The following is a 19,952-nucleotide window of genomic DNA, read 5'->3' as shown; positions in this document are numbered from 1 at the left end:
TAATACCATTAAATTTAGAGGTCTATACTATTTATCATAAAAAGCAAGTTGTAAACACTAATCACATAATTGCTTTTTGCTTCAACTAAGTCTGAACGTGCTTTAAATAATGCATCTTCAGTGTCCAAAAGGTCAGATGTACTCTTTAAATTTAAGTTTACTTCTTGCTCAACTCCTTCCAATGCTAGAGCTGCTGCTTTTTCCGCTTCTTGACTTGCTTTGATAATGGCCTTTGCTGTCAACACATTATTCCAAGCATTTACAACTGCTTGTTCTATATTTTTTACCGTTTCATAATAATCGTAGGTAGATTTTTTTGCATCCATTTTAGCTTTACTGACACCAAAAGCATTAACTCCTCTCTTAAAGATCGGAACATCAAGAGTAAAAACTACATGAACATTTTCTAATAGTTTGTCTACCTTCATACCATCCTCCCCCAAATTTTTGCTTGCACTTAGATTTAAAGAAGGAAGCCACTTGGAGCTTTCAGCAATCACTTCCATTCCGGCTGCTCTTTTTTGATAAACTGCTGCTTTTAGAGATAAATTATTGGTTTTTGCTAACTGTAAACATTCATTTAGCTCTGGAACAGAAGGTAGTTTATCATTAGCTTCAGAAAGGTCATCAGCATCTTCGCCAATCAAATGATAATAAGCAATATTTACCAACTTTAATTTACCTTCAGCATCAACTCTTTCGGATATAGAAGACGAAAATTTTGCTTTTGCTAACAAAACTTCAGCATTGGTTACCTCTCCAAGGGAAAAGCGTTTTTTCATAGCTGACAAATGTTCCAAAGAAACGCGTTCTTTATGTTCTCTGAGCTTTAATATTTCTGTCTTTTGTAAAACATTAACATATGCTTTCACAGCATTAAGTGCAAGCTCTTGTTTTAATTGCTGAAATCGCATCTTTTCTGCTTTGAGAAGATGGCTTGATCGACTGAATGTGGCAAAGGTACCACCGCCATCGATTAATTTCTGGCGCAATGTAAGTTTTTTTTCAGATGTATCAAGATTAAAGTTACTATCGAAATTGTATTGCAAATTAATGTCAGGTAAAAATCCAGCTAACCCAGAAGATTTATAGTGTTTTTCTGCGCTTTTATATTGGTAAAATTGAGACTTTATTTTTGAGCTATTTTTGATGGCTTTGCTTATCACTTCTCCCACATCGGTTGCATAGCAACTTATAGTATTAAAAATGATCGCAAGTGTGATAATCAATCGAAACATTCTAATTCCTATGCATATTGGTTGCGCAGCTCAATTACTAACATAAATTACTTTAATAATCAATAACTAATATTGTTGACACTATTGAGAAATTAAGTATATAGTAGCTTACTATTGTTGGATCAAATAATGAAGACTTTTTTCTTAAAGGAGAAACAAATCAATAAAAAGTGGTTTGTCATAGATGCAGAAGGATTAGTGGTAGGGAGGCTTGCAGCATTTGTAGCGACACTATTACGTGGAAAGCATAAACCTGAGTATACACCTCATATGGATTGTGGCGATAATGTAATTATTATCAACGCAGAAAAGGTGCATTTCACCGGAAAGAAGCTTAAAGATAAAATTTACTATAAGCATACAGGTTATTCTAGTGGTTTGAAGAAAACTACTCCAGATAATATTTTAAATGGCAAATTTCCTGAGCGTGTAATAGAAATGGCAGTGAAAAGGATGCTTGATGATGGGCCTATGGCACGTAGACGCTTTGAAAATTTGTATGTTTATTCTGGTTCAGAGCATAAGCATCAAGGACAGCAACCTGAAAAGATAGATTTTGCCTCTTTGAATCGTAAAAATAAAAAGTAATGGAGTAAAAATGAAGAGTTCTACAATAAATAACAATGATTGGTCAGAAAAGACAATTAAATCAGCAGTTGATTCGCTTGGTCGTTTATATGCTACAGGCCGAAGAAAAGAATCTGTAGCAAGAGTATGGATAAAGCCGGGGAGTGGAAAATTTAGTGTTAACAAAAAAGGCGATCTAATTTCTTATTTTAAAAGAGAGTCAGTGTGCCAAATAGTAAAAATGCCATTTGTTGCAACTTCCACATTGGATAAATACGATGTATTTGCAACTGTAAAAGGTGGAGGGCTATCTGGTCAAGCAGGTGCTCTAGCTCATGGAATAAGCAGAGCTTTAAGTAGTGTAAGCCAAGATTTGCATTCTATACTACGTAATGGTGAGTTCTTAACTAGAGATTCACGTGTTGTTGAACGTAAGAAATATGGTCAACATAAAGCTCGGAAAAAGTGTCAATTTTCTAAGAGATAGTTATTTTATAGGGGTGTTTTTTTGTAAGTATTATACAAATATTTGCAAAAATGTATGATATCCTCTATTTTTGTGATGAATTTAGTTGACTATCGGTGTCAACATAATATGCTATTTATGTGATTTTTTCAATATTAAGGTAATTTATGAGTAAAGAAGATATAATAAAACAATTAAAGGAAGATTGTTCTAGTCAGAATATAGATATAACAAAATCTGATTTGAGCAAGATTCATGATGCGTTTATTAAAATAATAAAGAATGAGCTGCATGGGAAAGGTGAAATACGTTTGCATGGAATAGGAACATTTTCTACTGCTATCAGTCAGGAAAAACAATGTCGTAACCCCCAAAGTGGTCAGATCATGACTGTTCCTAAAAAGACAAGGGTAAAATTTAAAGCAAGCCAAACTCTTTTAAGTATTTTAAATGAGAAGGAAAAAGCAGCAGTTAGTTAGACATTGTCATTTTCATTGTTTTTACTACGCTGTGTAAGCCGTAAAATACAGCTTCGCTAATTAAATAGTGGCCTATGTTAAGAGCTGAGATGTGAGGTATTCTTGTCATCTTCTTAGCGTGTTTATAAGTTATGCCATGTCCTGCGTGGCATTCTATTCCTAATTCATTGACGTACTCTGCAGCATTAGTAATTAACTGTAACTTTTTTTCTGATGGATTATCACAGTAATCCCCTGTGTGAATTTCTATTATGTCAGGTTTTGTCCCTAGCTTTTCAAGATATTTTAGTTGATCAATATTTGGATCGATAAACAGTGAGACTTTTATGCTAGAGCTATGCATTTCCTCTATTATACTAGAAAGTTTACTGTGCATATTCACGATATCCAGGCCACCTTCGGTTGTTAATTCTTCTCTTTTTTCTGGTACTATACTAATCGAATAGGGTTTTACCTTTTTTGCTATTTCAAGCATTTCTTCCGTGGCTGCAATTTCAAGATTTAGCTCAGTGCTAATGCTTTTTTTTAGGTTAAATACGTCTTCATCTCTAATATGCCTTCTATCTTCTCGTAAGTGTACAGTAATAAAGTCTGCTCCAGCGTCAATGGCTATTTCTGCTGCTTTCAATGGATCTGGATAAGAAGTTCCGCGTGCGTTGCGGAGGGTTGCAACGTGATCGATATTAACACCTAGTTTCACAATCTACCTCAGAAATTATTTATAGATTATACATGTTATTAGGTTTTTTGCATAGTCATTGTTTGACCTTATCCAGAAAAAGTGGAGAGAAAGAAAAGAGTTTTTTTGGGTAAAATAAAATTTTGGAGGATTAGAAATGGTAAGAGAATATACGGCAGAATTCAAATTGGAAGCTGTTAAACTGGCAAATGAACAAAGAAAGGCAGGTCAAACAATTACAAAAATAGCAAGAGATTTAGGAATAAAGGGTGGTTTATTAGGAAAATGGATAAAGAAACACAACGAAAAAAAGTCGGCAGCAGATGCATTTCCAGATGTAGCACCTTATGACAAAGAGAGGTTTGATTTACAAAGCAAGAGTAACAAGGGAAAGAGACATTTAAAAAAAAGCCCTGGCCAGTCAAAAAGAGTAAAATATTTTTTTATATAGTAACTGCTATAAAGTACAGGAATTATGTAGGATTTTCTGCTAGTGGCTACTATAAGTGGACCACAAGAAAAATAAGCAGTAGAGAATCAGCAAATAAAGAGCTACTCGCAGCTATTCAAAAAATATATCAAGTTTCTAAATGTAGATATGGAGCTCCTAAAATTCATGCTGAATTGAAGGCTTTGGGTAAAAGTTGCAATTTGAAAACGGTGCAAAGTATTATGCAGAAAAATGACATCAGGGCTATACTCTTACTATTACCCACAAATATAAATGTTTGTTGCATAGCTCTTAATGGCATAACTTTTGCTTGAAATAACTGTTTATATGGTGCAATTTACAGCTTTTAGTTGCTAAAATTATAACTCTTAGTTTAATAATTTTAATCTAATAAGCTTTCAGGTTAATAAAATTAAATTATTTGAGTAAATACAATACTATGTTTTTATTTGTGGGTAATAGTAAGGGCTATACTGAGAAGAAAGTTTAAAATTAAAAAACAACAAACAGATAATAGAGCTGTAGCTCTCAATATACTAGATCAAAACTTTATTGTTGATCAACCAAATAAAGTATGGGATTACTTACATCAAAACCAAGGAGGGATGGCTATATTCGGCAGCAATAATTCTCACGTATGGTAGTTAATGAGTAGTGCAATAAATAAACAATTGGTTATGAACTCTTTATTAATGGCCATTAATAGGCGTAAACCTGTTAAAAATCTACTGCTGCACAGTGACCAAGGTTCACAATATACTGCGCAAGGGTATCAATATCTCTTAGCTGTAAAGAATATAGATGAGTAATAAAGGCTGTTGTTACGACAATTCTGTTGCAGAAAGCTTCTTTAGCTCATTGAAAAGAGAAATACTTATTGATACTTCACAACACTCTGCTCAACAAACTAGAACTGCAATATTTGAATACTTAGAAATTTTTTATAACAAACAACGTCACTATTAACTATTGCATTCCAGAACAATTTGATGCATCATTCTTTTTGTAAAAAACATTCCACACTTTCTCTCCACTTTTTCTGGGTAAGGTCAGTTGACAACTGTCCACTTTCTATTCCCATGGATTCATATTTTTTGCCTTGACCAAGAAAAAATTCAGCTATTGCCTTACTTTCTCTTGCAACAACTTCTTCCTTAACAATTTTTCCTTTCTCATCAACGATACTTATAAAAGTTTCTTTTAGTGAGATCGCTATAATATTCCATGAGACTGCTCCTACTAATAAAAGTTTAAATTATTTTTGAAGAACTTATTCTACTGAATTCGTTACTTCGTGCTAAAATAATGGACTCCATCATTCAACAGCAATTACAGTATGTTTACCTTTTTTCTTGTTATTTTTCTAATCTATAGCTAGCGTTCAAAACCATATTCGAAAATACGTTTTCGGATTTTTTTTAATGCTGTTTATTTCATCCTCAACATCGTCTCTACCTTTATGAACTAAGTAGCAGCATTAAAAATTATAACGTACCCCTATCTCTAGAGTTGCATCTGGTATTTGTTTTGCTTTTATACCACTTAGTTGCCCACCCATGGTCATACCAACTGCACCAATTATCTGCGGAGTAATTTCATAATCAACACCTAACTTTAGTTTATAGGAAATAGAACTCAGTATTTTATCTACTACAGATGAACCAGCAGCTTCACCACCTGATTCTGGAGCACCTTGTGTTTCTTCTTCCTTTTCTTTTTCTTCTTGTGAACTATTGTCATCACCATCAACTGTATCACTAACACCAAAGCCAAAAGGTGTTATTTGGAGATATCCTCCTAAACCTCCGCTGACATATAGTTTAACGGGATCAATATCAAGGTCAGGATAGAAGCGGTAGTTTGCCAATAAGCTAGCTCCTATGCTCTTTAATGACTTAATATTACTGAGAACCTCAAGTTCAAATTTAGAGTTTTGGTCATAATGGTAACCAAGAACAACACCAGGTTTCATTTTAAAGCCACCACCCCAACCAGCACCAAAGTTTAAACCTGCATAGTACTTATCTTCTGACTTACTTGCACTATTACTAGCTGCACCTGCTAGAGATGAAGTAAGCAACACAGCCAAAACGCACAATCTCTTTATTTTCATATAACTCCTCATACAAAAAAATATATAATGCATAAGTATATATCCTTTATATTAAAAAAGATATAACTACATGTCAAAAAAAGTATAGCCATAAAATCAGATTATATAAAACGTACTACTCAGGTCTTTTATATAACTATATTTACTATCTTATTTGGTACAGCATATACAGTGCGAACTTTGCTTTGATCGATCTTACTGGACACAGAGTCTATCGCTATTTTCTTCAATTCTTCTTGAGGTAAGTTAATTGCCACCTTGATTGTTGTACGTAATTTTCCATTGATTTGCACTGCTATAGTTACCGTATCGTCAACTAATAATGATTCATCAGCTTTTGGCCAAGGTTGACCTCCTATTTCTTGCCATAGGCTTTCAGCTAGATGTGGTATGAATGGTTCGATTACTCTGATTAATATACATATACCTTCATCAATAAGAGATTTTCCAGTTTTTACGTCTATTTCAGCTATTAAATTCGTCATCTCACGAAATTTTGCCACTACACAGTTTAATCTGCAGTTTTCCAAGTCATCTGTAAGTCCGTGTAAGAGTTTATGAATTTTTTTTCTGTACTCTAGAAGTCCACCCGTAACATTTTCATTATCATAGTGTATATTTACAGGTCTTAGCTGCATGACCATACGCCACAATTTATTTACATAACGAGAACAACCTTCCACGCCATCATCGGACCATTCCATATCTTTCTCCGGAGGAGTGTCGGACAACACAAACAAGCGGGCAGTATCAGCACCATACTTTTCTATGATAAAATTTGGATCAACTGTGTTCTTTTTCGATTTGCTCATTTTCTCGACTTTTCCAACTTGAACCTTAGCTCCTTGTGCAATCAACTCTTTTGCTTCTGCGGGAAATAGCCACTTACCATTTTCGTCTTTATAAGTTGCATGGCAGACCATTCCTTGAGTGATTAAAGTAGAGAAAGGCTCTTTAATATCAAAATAGCCACATTTGGTTAAAGCACGGCAGAAAAATCGTGAGTAAAGCAAATGCAGAATTGCATGCTCTATTCCACCTATATAATAATCAACAGGCATAAAACGATTACACGCATCTTTGTCTATTGATTTATCTTCGCTACAGAATGCAGCAAAATACCAAGAGGATTCAAAAAAGGTGTCAAACGTATCAGTTTCACGCTCTGCTTGCTTTCCACATTTTGGGCAATCAACAAATTTCCAAGTAGGATGTTTATCAAGTGGATTGCCACCACTTGTGAATTCCACATCCGCGGACAGTATTACAGGCAGGTCTTTTTCTGGCACTGGAACAGTACCACAGTCTTTGCAATATATAATAGGTATAGGGCATCCCCAATAACGTTGTCTCGAAATTCCCCAATCGTGCAAACGATAGTTTATTGTTTTTTTGCCTATTTTTTTTTCTTCAAATTTTTTAACTATGGCTTCCTTTGCTTCACTAACCATTAATCCGTTTAAGAATTCGGAGTTAAACATTGTCCCGTCTCCAGTATACGCCTCCTTTGTCATCTGAGTAGCTTGACACTGGGATCCATTGTAAGAATTCTGGTCACGCGCTGGAATGACACCTAAGTGGGCTGAAGAAATAACGGGAATTATCGGCAAATTATATTTCTGTGCAAATTCAAAGTCACGCTGATCATGTGCAGGGCAACCAAAAATCGCGCCTTCCCCATATTCCATCAACACAAAATTCGCTATGTAAAGCGGCAATTCCTTATCAAGAAATGGATGTTTGACGTTTAATCCGGTGTAAACTCCTATTTTTTCATTGTTCTCTCTTTTCGATTTTATTTCTTGGATCCCAGTGTCAAGCACTGGGATGACAACAGAAGAACCATTCTTTAAATCCTGCACAATAGGATGCTCTGCTGCCACTGCACAAAAAGAAGCCCCAAACAAAGTATGAGGATAAGTTGTAAAAACTTTTAATTTCTTATTCAGGCCAACTACTTCAAACTCTATAGTTGCTCCTTCAGATTTTCCTATCCAACGCTCCTGCATTGTTTTGACTTTTTCTGGCCAATTTTTCAAACTTTGCAGGCACTTGAGTAAATCTTCAGCGAAATCAGTAATCTTTAAAAACCATTGGGACAACTTACGTTTTTCAACAACTGCACCTGATCGCCATCCTTTTCCATCAACCACCTGTTCATTTGCAAGCACTGTTTGGTCCACTGGATCCCAGTTAACCCATGATTCTTTTCGATAGGCAAGCCCATGCTTTAAAAAATCCAGGAAAAATTTTTGTTCGTGTTTGTAATAATCAGGCTCACATGTGGAGAGTTCACGCTCCCAATTATAAGAAAGACCTATAGATTTCAACTGTGTACGCATATTATCTATATTCTCTTTTGTCCATGTTTCGGGGCTAATATTGTTATCCCTTGCTGCATTCTCAGCTGGTAATCCAAACGCATCCCAGCCAATTGGATGCAAAACCTCAAATCCATTAGCTCTCTTGTAACGCGCTATCACATCCCCTATTGCATAGTTACGTAAGTGTCCCATATGAATTTTACCAGATGGATATGGAAACATTTCCAACACGTAACACTTTTCTTGTTTACCACTCTTGCTTACAGAAAAATCCCATTTATCTTGATAAAATTTTTCAACACTTTTAAAATCATATTTCATATAAATCCAAATTCAATTACAGTTCATATGCATCAAAGGATCAACCGCTTGGCCATTATGTCGTATTGTGAAACATATCTGTGGATCTTTATCTTGTGTGCTTGATTTACCTGCAGATCCAATTACTTGACCTTGCTTTACTTTATCACCAATTTCAACATGTATGTTTTTTAAATAGGAGTACACAGTCATGTAATTATCTTTGTGTTCCACTATAATTAAATTCCCATACCATCTCAGCCCTTTGCCTACATATATCACTTTGCCTGGTGCAGAAGCAACTACGTTCGTTCCATTTTGAGCAGCAATTTTTATGCCATCCTTACACATTTCATCAGAAGAGGTAGCTGAACCTTTAACTGGCATTACAAATTTACAATTTACCTCCACGTTTTGTGCATTATTGTTATCTTTGTATATCCTATTTATGATGGCTTTTCTACTTTCTTTTTGCACTGAAGGCTCCCTAATTAAATGGTACTCTCTTGTATATTCCAGATCTCTTTTTCCGTAAAATTCTTCGCCTTTAAGCAGCACAGGTGCAGGTTTTTGCAGGCCACAGCCTATTAATATTGCTAATAACATAAGAAATGAGGCTATATGCCACATTTTAAACTCTCACAAAACTCCAAAATTTTAGCGAGACGTAGTGTTTCACGCCTGCTTGTTACTTTCCTCGTTATTTATTTTACTAGTTAAATAGTCCCTCAAATCGGTGAGTTCTTGCAACAAATTCTTTGTGACTTTTATATCATTACCAAATTCTTTTTGCACTCCTTTTATTGTATATCCTTTATCATATAGCATGTATTTTACTTTCTTTATGGCCTCTATACACTTGCGATCATATAGCCTTCTTCCTTTACGCTTTGTAGGCTTAATTTGATGAAATTGACCTTCCCAAAATCTCAAAACATGCTGTTCCAAATGTAGCTCTTCAGCTACTTCCCCAATCGTATAAAATAATTTTTCCTTGTTCATTAATTATTGATTGATTTTTTTATAATTTTTGAAGGCCTAAAAGAAACTGAATTTCTTGCCTGAATCATCACTTTCTCCGATGTATTTGGTATATTTCCTGGTCTTTCCTTCTTTTTCTTAACCAAGAATGTTCCAAATGACGATATTTTTACTATTCCATCCTTTACCAAGCTTGTCTTTATTTCGTCCAATATATCATCTATTATCGAAACAGAGTCTTCCTTTGATAATCCTATTTCTTGGTTTATATCTCCAGCTATCGTTGCCTTAGTTACTGTTGTGTCTTTTGTTGTAACGTGATCCATTATTGATAAATATTACAATACGTAAATATAATATAGCAATCGACTCGAGATTCAGCTACTTTATTTTTTAGAGTATGTCTCTTTTGTTGCATAATTTAAAATACCGGCAACTATCAATATCGCAAATATTGCAAAAAGTGCCATTTTATGATCTGTAAAAAGTGCTAACATTGACACTATAACTCCACTGCCAATAAACATAAATCCATTGATAATGGATGATGATGTGCTGATGTATTTTCGTTTCACAATCTCGCTGCCGACAGTAAAATTAAGCATATGTCCTCCCGCAAAAAACCCGAACATTAACATACAAAAGTACACAACGTGGACTGTTAAATGGCTGTATAGTAAAATAATAATTGAGACGCCTTGCAATAAAGCAAAAGCAGAAATTACATGTTTCCTATTTTTAAATAAGTTTGAGATTCGATCTGCAATTGGAGCACCAACTGCAAGACCAAGCCATAGTATTGCAGTTGCTATACCTGACTCCATTGCATTGAGTTCTGAGTTGCCCAGTAACCTTGGAGCCCACAAGGTATTAAGTGCTAAAAATGTTCCAAAAGTAATAGCACCCACCACTGAAGTTATCCAGATATCTCTTAATTTTAGCACTGTTAATATAGAGCACATTACTGTCTTCATAGAGCTTTTTATTGTGCGCTTTTCTGAGCTGCTTTCTGGAAGTGTGTTTGGACAAAAAAGCGTAAGTACAAATATCAACACACCAAATAGTATTATGCATACAATCAGATTTTTCCAATATGCATCTTCGGCAAGCAAGTTAGAGAACAGTATTTGAATTACCAAAGCAGAAAGGCTTGAAATTGTCTGCACTAGTGAAAACATTAGTCCAAATTGGGCAGCGGAAAAACATATGCTACTTGTGTGAGCAGCACCAATAAAACCAAATGATGCTCCAGTTGCAATCAACACTTGAGACAAAATCAAATGGGAGAAATTGTCACTATTAATAAGGACAAAAAACCCCAAGATCATAGTTGATAACGAGAAAAAATAAATTTTTTTACTGGAAAAAACATTAAACGTTGCTCCACTAAAAAATTGTAAGATGGCGAAAGTCCAAGTATATGCTGAATTAGCCAGTGCAACTTGCGCGATTGTAAGTCCAAGTTCCTTTTCAAGATTTACACTTATAAAGGTATAAATTATCTGCATGTTGCTGAATATAACAACCAAGTTACTGATTAGCCAAATGAACCAAGCTTTAGCTCTGCTTTCCATAAGATTTATTTTTATAAGTAATCTATTAGAAATTTAACACTAAGTCTCTTTTTAGGCTATTGTTTCCTGACTACTGTTATAGCTAACCCAAAAAACGGGTTCCCTACGTCATGCCGCCGCGGTATCTCTTAGCCGCTAACAAGCAGCGGGATGACGATTGTCAGGGTGTCATCCATAAGTGTTGAAAGTAACACAAAAAAGACATAAAGAACTATTATTGCAAGAAAATGGAGGCAATAATGGATCAAATAGAAAGAGTACTAAATTTAATAAAAGATGAGGATTTAGAAAGGCTAGGAAAATTAAGTGAAGTAGATAAATGTAATACTAAATTGTTGGGCAAGATTATATTTAAAGGTCTAATGAAGTTAATATTAATGGGGCAAAAAACAAGCCTAAGAGCGCTAGAAATGGTAATAAACAGGTGTATAATGGATAAGAATAGCGATAAAAGTACAGTAACATACAGTGGTTTGTCAAAAAGGTTAAAAGTTATAAATCCAGAATATTTTAAGGGAGTATATATTGATTTGATGAGCAAGATTAAAAAGCTATTACCCCAAAAAACATTAAATAACTTACATAAGTTTGATTCGACGATCATAAATTTATCGGGATATCTCATAAAAGATGGGCTAAAAATAGGCGGTAAAAGTAACGACAGTCAAGTTAAAGTGAGTGTAGGATTAAAGGATCAATTGCCGACAAGTATAAGATTTTGTAAAGGACAAGAAGAAAGTAGTGAAGATATAGCATTAGTGAGAGCAATTAATGAAGCTAAAGTTGAAAAAGAGGATATTTTATTATTTGATAGAGGAATCAGAAAAGTTGGAACTTTTGCCGAATTTGATGAAAAGGAGTACAAATTTATCACAAGAGTTAAAGTAGGAAGAAAACATGATGTTATAAGCAGGAACAAAGTTATAAGAGAACAAAAATCGGATGGATCAGAGATTTTAGAAGATATAATAGTTAATCTTTATCGTGCACGAGGTAAAGTGGCAGAAAAGCATGATCTACGGCTAATAAAAATCAGAAATAAAATTGGAGATGAAATATGGTTTTTGACAAACTTGTTTGAAATGCCAGCTTATGAAGTAACAGAGCTATATAGGCGCAGATGGGATATAGAAGTGTTCTTTAAATTTATAAAGCAAAATCTTGGATATAAGCACTTTTTAAGCCATACTATGAATGGCATGAAGGTGTATATTTACATGATTATTATTACGGCTTTGTTATTTCTTGTTTATAAAATCAAAAATAATCTACATGGGTTCAAAATAGCATTACTGCAATTCACATTGGATCTAAATGACTCTTTTATACGTTCGATTGTTTTACTGTCGGGAGGTAATTTACATGCCGTTGATCATCTCATATCACGTTATTTTTGATACTTTCAACACTTATGCCCAGCGCCCCTATGATGTCATCCCAGTGCTTGACACTGGGATCTAGAAAAATTGATTGTGCACTATGCAACATTTTCGATCAAAAGCTGGATTCCAGTGGGCTTTGTTGCATCACACTTTATGAGATGGTGATTTATGGTAAATTCATGTAACTATCTCAAATTTAGCCATACCAATATCAGTGAATTTATTAAGCAAATAGCATTTGATTAGCAGTTCTTTTTCTCGATTTATCTCAGATTTATTCCTAAAACTAAATCCGAATATTTGCTTTAATCTTGAGAAAAACCCTTCAATATAAGATCTTTTCCCATAATTTACTTCTTTTTTCCATTCTTTCATGCCATCTTCACCGTATAATTTTATTAACCTAATAGCAGCATTCCTGTCAGACATATAATCTATTTCTGGATGTTCTGCCGCATTGTTTATTGGTGGAATTTTTGTCTTTATACCGTATTTGTTACACAACTTATAAAACTTGTGCCTATCACATGCTCTATCTGCATATAGTGCTTTTATGGCATGCTGAAAATCAACTTCTTTTAGCAAATCACAAGCTCCATAGTGATCAGAGTAGACACCGTTACTGTATTTTACAGCTATGGCTTTTTTGTTGTTTATATTCAACATTACGTGCAATTTTCTCGTTTGCTCATAGCCACGATATTTTCTGTCAGTGCTATTTTCCTTGCTGTGACCAGGAGTGTTGTTGTATATACTAATTCCTGTACTGTCTATAGCAATTTCGATATCTTCCATATTATTTTTATCAATTCTGCAATCATTTATCTTAATATTAAGTTTCTTAAACCTTCTTGATGCTTGTGAATAGCTGATAACTGCCAAATCTCTTCCTATTTGTTGCAAATACCCTTTTATAAACCCGACTGTTTGTCTTAAACCAATTCTAAAGAAACTGACGATTATATGCACCAAAATCACAACTTTATCACTATAAATATAGTTGCCGCCCTGCATTTTTGGACAATTCTCGTACCAATTTTCTATGGCGTCATTGATATAACAAAAAATGCTTCCTCTTTCTTGGAGAAATTTGTTATATTCATGGCAGTTACTGACTCTCATTTTTTGTGGCATATTTTTTCTTCAACAGTTAAATGGCTATTTATAATGAATTTTGTCAGTAACTGCCAGTTCTTTTCACTTGAGCGATGCAACAAAGCCATTCCAGTGTCAGCTACTTTCATCTGCCACGCGAATTGCCTGCAAATTGCAATGTTCATACAGTTATGAGCTAGTGTACATAATTGCACATTGGTTTTACAAATTTGAAAATTAGTGTTAAATAAAAATATAAACGCAAAAGGAAAAGAAATGATTGAACTTAAAGGCCCAGAAATTTGTGCAGGCGGAAATAAGAAAAATTTGATTATTTTTTTACATGGTTGGGGCTCAAGTGGCGATAATTTCATTCACCTTGCTAAAGTTATGAGCAAGTTTTTACTGGGTTCATATTTTGTAGCACCCAATGCTCCGTTTAAGAGAGAAATAGGTGATGGTTATCAGTGGTTCAGCTTGGAAGATCGTAGTGAGGAAGCGCTATATAATGGAGTAAAAAATGCTACATCAATTGTAAATCATTTCATTGATACAAAATTAAAGGAGCTTAATTTAAAAGATACGCAACTTTCTTTAGTTGGATTTTCTCAAGGAGCAATGCTTGCAATACATACAGCTCTCACCCGCTCTCAATCCTGTGCATCAGTTGTTGCATACTCTGGTAGGTTTCTTTCACCTTCAAAAACTGCACCAGAGATCAAGTCAAAACCTAACATATGTGTTATCCATGGTGATGCTGACGACGTGGTACCTTTTTCGTCCCTCGACTTAGCGGTTAAAGCTCTGAAAGAAAATGGAGTAAATGTTGAAGGACACCCAATTCATGCATTAGGGCATATTATTAATGAAGAGGGAATAAAATTAGGAGTAGAATTTATCAAGAAGAATTTTAAAAATTAATTTTCATGCATTTGTTTTGCTTTGGTTATGGATATGTAGCTAAATTTTTATCGAAAAAATTACTGAACTTAGGTTGGAAAGTCAGTGGCACATCAAGAAGTAAAAATATACAAGATGTAATCCTCTTTAATTATGAGAAAGTTAGTCAAGATCTGCTTAAAAGCGCAACGCACGTTTTAATTTCTATTCCTCCAGATGGCGATGATGTTGTGGAGAGATACGGTGATTGCCTGCAAAATGTAAAATGGCTTGGTTATTTGTCTGCAACTAGCGTCTATGGTGATCACTCTGGTAATTGGGTGGATGAGGAATCTGAAACAAGACCTATAGAAATCAGAGGAGAAAAGCGCCTTAAATCTGAAAAGAAGTGGCTAAATAGCAAACTGCCTGTACATATTTTTCGTTTAGCTGGAATATACGGCCCTAGTAGGAACGTGTTAATTGACTTGCAGCTTGGCAAAGCAAGAAATGTGAAAAAAGAAGGGCATTTTTTTTCTCGTATTCACGTTGAAGATATATCAAATATTTTATTTTCTTCCATGCAAAACATAAAACCTGGTGAAATATACAATTGTGCAGACGATTTACCCACTACACAATCTGAAGTGGTAATATATGCGACCAAACTTCTCAATGTTAGCCCTCCAGAACCAATTGAGTTACCAGATTATGCACAGAGTTTTTATTTAGGATCAAAGAGAGTAAGTAATGTTAAAATTAAAAAAGATCTTAATGTCTCTCTAATTTATCCTAACTACAAGGTGGGATTAGAGAGTTTGCACGTAAACAAAACTGAAATCACATCAGAATGATAGATAGGCTTATTGTCACTGCCATTAAGTTAAGGAAAGAATGGTTAAAAACTGAACTAAAAAGTCAGAAATAATTAAGGATTTATGACAAATGCTGAAACAGAATAGAGTAAACTTTAAAGCAGATAAACTCTGAAGTGTAAATTACTTAAGAAATAGTGACCTTACCCAGAAAAAGTGGAGAGAAAGAAAGGAGTTTTTTCGGGTAAAATAAAATTTTGGAGGATTAGAAATGGTAAGAGAATATACAGCAGAATTCAAATTGGAAGCTGTTAAACTGGCAAATGAACATTAAACTGGCAAATGAACATTAAACTGGCAAATGAACAAAGAAAGGTAGGTCAACCAGTTGCAAAAGTAGCAAGAGATCTAGGAATAAGGGATAGTGTATTAGGAAAATGGATGAAGAAATATAACGAAAAAAAGTCAGCGGCAAATGCATTTCCAGATGTAGCACCTTATGACAAAGAGAGGTTTGATTTACAAAGCAAGAGTAACAAGGGAAAGAGACATTTAAAAAAAAGCCCTGGCCAGTCAAAAAGAGTAAAATATTTTTTTATATAGTAACTGCTATAAAGTACAGGAATTATGTAGGATTTTCTGCTAGTGGCTACTATAAGTGGACCACAAGAAAAATAAGCAGTAGAGAATCAGCAAATAAAGAGCTACTCGCAGCTATTCAAAAAATATATCAAGTTTCTAAATGTAGATATGGAGCTCCTAAAATTCATGCTGAATTGAAGGCTTTGGGTAAAAGTTGCAATTTGAAAACGGTGCAAAGTATTATGCAGAAAAATGACATCAGGGCTATACTCTTACTATTACCCACAAATAAAAACATAGTATTGTATTTACTCAAATAATTTAATTTTATTAACCTGAAAGCTTATTAGATTAAAATTATTAAACTAAGAGTTATAATTTTAGCAACTAAAAGCTGTAAATTGCACCATATAAACAGTTATTTCAAGCAAAAGTTATGCCATTAAGAGCTATGCAACAAACATTTATATTTGTGGGTAATAGTAAGGGCTATACTGAGAAGAAAGTTTAAAATTAAAAAACAACAAACAGATAATAGAGCTGTAGCTCCCAATATACTAGATCAAAACTTTATTGTTGATCAACCAAATAAAGTACTTACTATTACCCACAAATATAAATGTTTGTTGCATAGCTCTTAATGGCATAACTTTTGCTTGAAATAACTGTTTATATGGTGCAATTTACAGCTTTTAGTTGCTAAAATTATAACTCTTAGTTTAATAATTTTAATCTAATAAGCTTTCAGGTTAATAAAATTAAATTATTTGAGTAAATACAATACTATGTTTTTATTTGTGGGTAATAGTAAGAATAAAGTATGGGATTACTTACATCAAAACCAAGGAGGGATGGCTATATTTGGCAGCAATAATTCTCACGTATGGTAGTTAATGAGTAGTGCAATAAATAAACAATTGGTTATGAACTCTTTATTAATGGCCATTAATAGGCGTAAACCTGTTAAAAATCTACTGCTGCACAGTGACCAAGGTTCACAATATACTGCGCAAGGGTATCAATATCTCTTAGCTGTAAAGAATATAGATAAGTAATAAAGGCTGTTGTTACGACAATTCTGTTGCAGAAAGCTTCTTTAGCTCATTGAAAAGAGAAATACTTATTGATACTTCACAACACTCTGCTCAACAAACTAGAACTGCAATATTTGAATACTTAGAAATTTTTTATAACAAACAACGTCACTATTAACTATTGCATTCCAGAACAATTTGATGCATCATTCTTTTTGTAAAAAACATTCCAAACTTTCTCTCCACTTTTTCTGGGTAAGGTCATATGTGTACATCCCCATCATGAATGCTATTTTCGGTAAAATCTCTTACAACGCTCAAAAGCAGAAAAACAAAAACTTGATTTTCTCAGCTAAATAGTGGACCATCAAAAGCACGCATAAATATCTACAATGAAAGAAAAAACTTTCACAATCATCGATGGCTATGGTTTTCTTTTCAGAGCTTACTATGTACTACCTCACTTAATTACCACAACAGGAATGCCAATAGGTGGTGTATATGGCTTTCTGAATATGGTTCTTAAGTACATTGCCCATTCGGACTACTTAACTATAGCACTTGATGCAGGGAAAAAGAATTTTAGGCACAATTTATATCCTGAGTACAAAGCGAACAGAGTAACGCCTCCTGAGGATCTAACTCCACAGTTCACCATACTGAGGGAAGCGGTAGAAGCTTTTAACCTCAGCTATGAAGAGATTGAAGGTTATGAAGCAGATGATATAATTGCAACACTAGCTGCAAAATACACCAACCACCAAGACTTTAAAGTGGTAGTCGTTTCATCAGATAAAGATTTATTTCAACTCTTGAACCACAATATTTTAATATTCAACCCCATTAAAAATATATATATAGATGAAAAACAAGTAATAGAAAAATTTGGCGTAAACTCACACAAGCTTCTTGATTTATTTTCTCTAACTGGTGATGCATCTGACAACATTCCAGGCGTTCCGGGAATAGGTCCGAAGACTGCAGCTAAATTACTAGATGAATTTGATTCATTGAATAATATTATAGAGAACATTGATAACATCGAGCAAACGAGGATTCGTAATATTCTTACCGAACATAAGGAAAAAGCACTAATTTCAAGAGAACTTTTATCACTATGCGAAAAAGTAGACCTTCAACATGATATTGCAAAATGTGAAGTTCGCCCTCCAAATATGGAAAAACTATTATCCTTTTTAAAGAAGTATGAATTCAATTCTTTAATAGGTAAAATGGAAAAGCTTTTTTCCTATAATGGGTCTAGCACAAAAGAGAAAATAGAATATAGTAGTGAAGAGTTAGAGAAATTTTTGGAGCATTGTAGATATGAAGGCAGAATTGCAATTCATTGCCACTTTGAAGACAACTTATTAAATAAAATTTCCTTATCTTATAGCGAAAGTAATATTTTTTATATAGAGCAAGACAGCATACAAGATGCACTCATTATAATTAACTCAACTTTACTCTCAAATGGGGCGCTTAAAATAATACATAACATTAAAGAAATCAGGAAAATCTTCCCTACAGTAGAGAAGATGCTAGATTCAGTTGATGATTTGATGATAATGTCGTATAGCTTGGATACAGGAAAGCATGATCACAGTATTCCAAACATAGTTGCACATAATTTGAGTGGAGATGTAGAAATTTTCTCGGCAAAAACTTTAATAGCAATTCGCGAAAAGCTAAAGCAAAGGTTGTTTCAGGAAAAATTGTTCACAATTTACGAGCGCTTCGATAAGCCACTTATGAAAGTAATATTTGATATGGAGAAAAATGGGATATTACTGAACATACAAAAATTACAGGAATTGTCCGATAAATTTCAGCAGGTAATTGCCGTGCTTGAAGATGAGATATATAATTTGGCAGGAGAAAGATTTAATATTGCTTCGCCAAAACAATTAAGTGATGTTTTATTCAACAAAATGGGGCTTAATAAAAAGAAAAAGTCAAAAAAATCTGGATCGTATAGCACCAATTATGAAGTTCTAGAGGCACTCGAAGAAGAAGGGGTAGAAATCGCAAGTAAAATCTTAAATTGGCGACATTTAAGTAAATTAAAAGGCACCTACACTGATGCATTAATAAAGCAAGTTGATCCACTTGATGGTAGAATACACACAAGCTTTTCAACGACTGCAACTGCAACTGGAAGGCTGAGCTCCAGCAATCCTAATTTACAGAATATTCCTATCAGAAGCGAAGAGGGAAATCTTATCAGACAAGCATTTATTGCGCCAAAAGGGCATAAGATAATTTCTGCTGACTATTCGCAAATAGAATTAAGACTCCTGGCACACGTTGCAAACGTTGCAGCATTTAAAGAAGCTTTTGCAAACGGACAAGATATTCATGAGATCACCGCAAGGCAAGTTTTTGGAGTGCAAGAAATAGATGAGCAATTAAGACGCAAAGCAAAATCCATCAATTTTGGAATTATATATGGCATTAGCCCATTTGGTCTTGCAAAGCGGCTTGGAATTACCATTGCGGAAGCTGCTGAATACATTAATTACTATTTTTCCTGTTACCCAGAAATAAAGGCCTATATGGAAAAAGCAGTGTCTATCGCAAGATTGCATGGTTATGTAGAAACTTTGTTTGGCAGGAGATGCTTTGTAAGAGACATAAACAATACAATTCCTTATATAAGACAATTTGCAGAAAGGGCAGCAATAAACGCACCACTGCAAGGCACCGCCGCTGATATAATAAAACGTGCGACGATTCAGCTTTTTGACCAATTAAAAGTAGGTAAAATAATCCTCCAGGTTCACGATGAACTACTGGTTGAAGTAGAAGACGAAAAGGTACAAGAAACAGCAAAACTTATGAAAGATATAATGGAAAATGCAATAGAAATTTCTGTACCACTTGAAGTAGAAATAAAAGTTGGCGACAACTGGGGTCTAAATTCCCTTAATTATGACTTAAACATCGTGAATTCTAGGAGTATAAATCATTTGAACTAATACGAAAAATATGTT

Annotated in this window: 22 protein-coding genes and 2 pseudogenes; 14 read left to right on the top strand and 10 right to left on the bottom strand. The window is 34.2% G+C overall.

The genetic code is table 11. From position 1 onward, the window contains the following. Positions 1 to 14: 14 nt before the first annotated feature. The gene (locus NL281_RS04490) at positions 15 to 1,238 is read right to left on the bottom strand and encodes a TolC family protein (protein WP_253302999.1); all 1,224 of its coding nucleotides are present in this window, start codon (positions 1,236 to 1,238) and stop codon (positions 15 to 17) included. Between the two features lie 129 nt (positions 1,239 to 1,367). Here NL281_RS04490 and rplM point away from each other — a divergent pair, with 129 nt between their 5' ends. The 3 genes from rplM (at position 1,368) to NL281_RS04475 (ending at position 2,750) form a co-directional block, all read left to right on the top strand. After that, the gene (gene rplM / locus NL281_RS04485; RefSeq protein WP_253303726.1) at positions 1,368 to 1,826 is read left to right on the top strand and encodes a 50S ribosomal protein L13; all 459 of its coding nucleotides are present in this window, start codon (positions 1,368 to 1,370) and stop codon (positions 1,824 to 1,826) included. A 10-nt stretch (positions 1,827 to 1,836) separates the two neighbouring features. Continuing rightward, entirely contained in the window at positions 1,837 to 2,292 is a 456-nt protein-coding gene (gene rpsI / locus NL281_RS04480; RefSeq protein ID WP_006279875.1) for a 30S ribosomal protein S9, read from the top strand. Positions 2,293 to 2,438: 146 nt separating this feature from the next. After that, positions 2,439 to 2,750 (top strand): HU family DNA-binding protein, encoded by a 312-nt coding sequence (locus NL281_RS04475; protein ID WP_010082594.1) that lies wholly within the window; start codon positions 2,439 to 2,441, stop codon positions 2,748 to 2,750. Here NL281_RS04475 and NL281_RS04470 read toward each other — a convergent pair. Next, the gene (locus NL281_RS04470; protein ID WP_253302998.1) at positions 2,743 to 3,450 is read right to left on the bottom strand and encodes a pyridoxine 5'-phosphate synthase; all 708 of its coding nucleotides are present in this window, start codon (positions 3,448 to 3,450) and stop codon (positions 2,743 to 2,745) included. The two genes, NL281_RS04475 and NL281_RS04470, sit on opposite strands and share 8 nt — an antisense overlap. Positions 3,451 to 3,586: 136 nt before the next feature. On the opposite strand from NL281_RS04470, the gene NL281_RS04465 reads away from it, so the two are divergent. From NL281_RS04465 to NL281_RS09220, 3 genes and pseudogenes are all read left to right on the top strand, one after another. Further along, entirely contained in the window at positions 3,587 to 3,880 is a 294-nt protein-coding gene (locus NL281_RS04465) for a transposase (RefSeq protein ID WP_253302997.1), read from the top strand. Continuing rightward, positions 3,865 to 4,194, top strand: coding sequence for an IS3 family transposase (locus NL281_RS08785; RefSeq protein ID WP_370274061.1), 330 nt, complete (start codon positions 3,865 to 3,867; stop codon positions 4,192 to 4,194). Before NL281_RS04465 ends, NL281_RS08785 begins: the two co-directional genes overlap by 16 nt. A 147-nt stretch (positions 4,195 to 4,341) precedes the next feature. Continuing rightward, positions 4,342 to 4,889 (top strand): annotated as a pseudogene (locus tag NL281_RS09220) (DDE-type integrase/transposase/recombinase); the annotation flags it as partial. Between the two features lie 468 nt (positions 4,890 to 5,357). On the opposite strand, the gene NL281_RS04450 reads toward NL281_RS09220, so the two are convergent. The 6 genes from NL281_RS04450 to NL281_RS04425 all read right to left on the bottom strand — a co-directional run bounded on the left by NL281_RS04450 (position 5,358) and on the right by NL281_RS04425 (position 11,172). Then, complete coding sequence (locus tag NL281_RS04450) at positions 5,358 to 5,993, bottom strand: hypothetical protein (RefSeq protein ID WP_077188484.1); 636 nt, start codon at positions 5,991 to 5,993, stop codon at positions 5,358 to 5,360. Between the two features lie 128 nt (positions 5,994 to 6,121). Next, entirely contained in the window at positions 6,122 to 8,638 is a 2,517-nt protein-coding gene (gene leuS, locus NL281_RS04445; protein WP_253302995.1) for a leucine--tRNA ligase, read from the bottom strand. 12 nt (positions 8,639 to 8,650) lie between these two features. Beyond that, positions 8,651 to 9,247, bottom strand: a complete 597-nt coding sequence (locus NL281_RS04440) for a murein hydrolase activator EnvC family protein (RefSeq protein WP_253302994.1) — start codon at positions 9,245 to 9,247, stop codon at positions 8,651 to 8,653. Positions 9,248 to 9,292: 45 nt separating this feature from the next. Further along, positions 9,293 to 9,619, bottom strand: a complete 327-nt coding sequence (locus NL281_RS04435) for a MerR family transcriptional regulator (protein WP_006279880.1) — start codon at positions 9,617 to 9,619, stop codon at positions 9,293 to 9,295. Continuing rightward, complete coding sequence (locus NL281_RS04430) at positions 9,619 to 9,924, bottom strand: integration host factor subunit alpha (protein WP_006279881.1); 306 nt, start codon at positions 9,922 to 9,924, stop codon at positions 9,619 to 9,621. Before NL281_RS04430 ends, NL281_RS04435 begins: the two co-directional genes overlap by 1 nt. A gap of 60 nt (positions 9,925 to 9,984) precedes the next feature. Next, positions 9,985 to 11,172 carry an MFS transporter gene (locus NL281_RS04425; RefSeq protein ID WP_141456806.1) on the bottom strand — a complete coding sequence of 396 codons (1,188 nt, stop codon included), beginning with the start codon at positions 11,170 to 11,172 and terminating at the stop codon, positions 9,985 to 9,987. Between the two features lie 227 nt (positions 11,173 to 11,399). Here NL281_RS04425 and NL281_RS04420 point away from each other — a divergent pair, with 227 nt between their 5' ends. Further along, positions 11,400 to 12,569, top strand: coding sequence for an IS4 family transposase (locus tag NL281_RS04420; RefSeq protein WP_253302993.1), 1,170 nt, complete (start codon positions 11,400 to 11,402; stop codon positions 12,567 to 12,569). A 162-nt stretch (positions 12,570 to 12,731) separates the two neighbouring features. On the opposite strand, the gene NL281_RS04415 is transcribed toward NL281_RS04420, so the two are convergent. Continuing rightward, positions 12,732 to 13,688: an IS5 family transposase gene (locus tag NL281_RS04415; protein WP_253302992.1), complete on the bottom strand. Its 957-nt coding sequence runs from the start codon at positions 13,686 to 13,688 to the stop codon at positions 12,732 to 12,734. Further along, positions 13,673 to 13,798: a hypothetical protein gene (locus tag NL281_RS08465; RefSeq protein WP_256469358.1), complete on the bottom strand. Its 126-nt coding sequence runs from the start codon at positions 13,796 to 13,798 to the stop codon at positions 13,673 to 13,675. Before NL281_RS08465 ends, NL281_RS04415 begins: the two co-directional genes overlap by 16 nt. 127 nt (positions 13,799 to 13,925) lie before the next feature. Here NL281_RS08465 and NL281_RS04410 point away from each other — a divergent pair, with 127 nt between their 5' ends. The 7 genes and pseudogenes from NL281_RS04410 (at position 13,926) to polA (ending at position 19,937) form a co-directional block, all read left to right on the top strand. Then, entirely contained in the window at positions 13,926 to 14,570 is a 645-nt protein-coding gene (locus NL281_RS04410; protein ID WP_265029948.1) for an alpha/beta hydrolase, read from the top strand. A 5-nt stretch (positions 14,571 to 14,575) separates the two neighbouring features. Beyond that, entirely contained in the window at positions 14,576 to 15,382 is an 807-nt protein-coding gene (locus NL281_RS04405; RefSeq protein ID WP_213863192.1) for an SDR family oxidoreductase, read from the top strand. 303 nt (positions 15,383 to 15,685) lie between these two features. Beyond that, positions 15,686 to 15,946, top strand: coding sequence for a transposase (locus NL281_RS04400; protein ID WP_253302990.1), 261 nt, complete (start codon positions 15,686 to 15,688; stop codon positions 15,944 to 15,946). After that, positions 15,931 to 16,245, top strand: a complete 315-nt coding sequence (locus tag NL281_RS08775; RefSeq protein ID WP_370274059.1) for an IS3 family transposase — start codon at positions 15,931 to 15,933, stop codon at positions 16,243 to 16,245. Before NL281_RS04400 ends, NL281_RS08775 begins: the two co-directional genes overlap by 16 nt. A 150-nt stretch (positions 16,246 to 16,395) precedes the next feature. After that, positions 16,396 to 16,566 (top strand): hypothetical protein, encoded by a 171-nt coding sequence (locus NL281_RS04390; RefSeq protein ID WP_253302989.1) that lies wholly within the window; start codon positions 16,396 to 16,398, stop codon positions 16,564 to 16,566. A gap of 184 nt (positions 16,567 to 16,750) precedes the next feature. Beyond that, positions 16,751 to 17,180, top strand: a pseudogene (locus NL281_RS09215) (transposase); the annotation flags it as partial. Positions 17,181 to 17,351: 171 nt separating this feature from the next. Next, positions 17,352 to 19,937 (top strand): DNA polymerase I, encoded by a 2,586-nt coding sequence (gene polA / locus NL281_RS04385; RefSeq protein ID WP_253302988.1) that lies wholly within the window; start codon positions 17,352 to 17,354, stop codon positions 19,935 to 19,937. Positions 19,938 to 19,952: the final 15 nt, after the last annotated feature.

This window comes from Wolbachia endosymbiont of Phyllotreta cruciferae (assembly GCF_918697765.1).
Lineage (GTDB): Bacteria > Pseudomonadota > Alphaproteobacteria > Rickettsiales > Anaplasmataceae > Wolbachia > Wolbachia pipientis.
This window is presented reverse-complemented; position numbering and strand designations above follow the sequence as displayed.